The sequence below is a fragment of the Arthrobacter sp. Y3223164 genome (assembly GCF_059091005.1).
Genome location: NZ_JBNHGF010000783.1, coordinates 1 through 597, shown reverse-complemented (window position 1 = coordinate 597; position 597 = coordinate 1). Strand labels below are relative to the sequence as shown.

General features: G+C 71.2%; 2 protein-coding genes. One reads left to right on the top strand and one right to left on the bottom strand.

The window, feature by feature from the left end; genetic code table 11:
• Positions 1–174: IclR family transcriptional regulator domain-containing protein (locus AC5RUJ_RS17990; RefSeq protein WP_494156484.1), on the top strand; the 174-nt coding region annotated here is incomplete at its 5' end.
• A gap of 7 nt (positions 175–181) precedes the next feature.
• On the opposite strand, the gene AC5RUJ_RS17985 is transcribed toward AC5RUJ_RS17990, so the two are convergent.
• Positions 182–597: thiamine-phosphate kinase (locus AC5RUJ_RS17985; protein ID WP_494156483.1), on the bottom strand; the 416-nt coding region annotated here is incomplete at its 5' end.

Sequence of the window (597 nt, the reverse complement as noted above, 5' to 3'; positions counted from 1 at the left end):
GGCGTGGCGTCGGTTTCCGCCCCGGTCCGCGGTCCGTCCGGGCGGGTCATCGCCGCGGTTTCCATTTCCGGGCCGATCGAGCGGCTCACGCGGCAACCCGGCCGGCTGCATGCCGAGGTGGTCTGCAACGCGGCCGCCCAACTGACCGAAGCCCTGCGAAAGACCAACGACTAGCAGCGCTTCAGCCCCTGAAATGGTCCCATCCCCGAACCCGGACGGGGACGCCGTCGAGGGTCACCGTATCCTTCCCGCCGCCGACCACTCCGATGGCGGCGAACCCCGCCGGCAGGGTTTGTGCTGCTGGGAAGGTACACAGCAGGCCATGGTCTTCGCCGCCGCCGAGGACCCAGTCGCTGGGCTCCGCCCCCACCAGGGCCGCTGCCTCGTCCAAGGGTGCGGCAAAGTGCCGCAACTGCGCCGACTCAAGGTTTACCGCGACACTGCTGGCGCGGGCCAACCGCGCCGCATCACGGAGCAGGCCATCCGAGATGTCCATCATGGCGGTCGCGCCACATTCGGCCGCAGCGGGGCCGGCGCTCAGCGGAGGCACCGGCCGGGACTGGATTCCGGCGAGCTCTCGCAGCGGAGCCGGGGTCC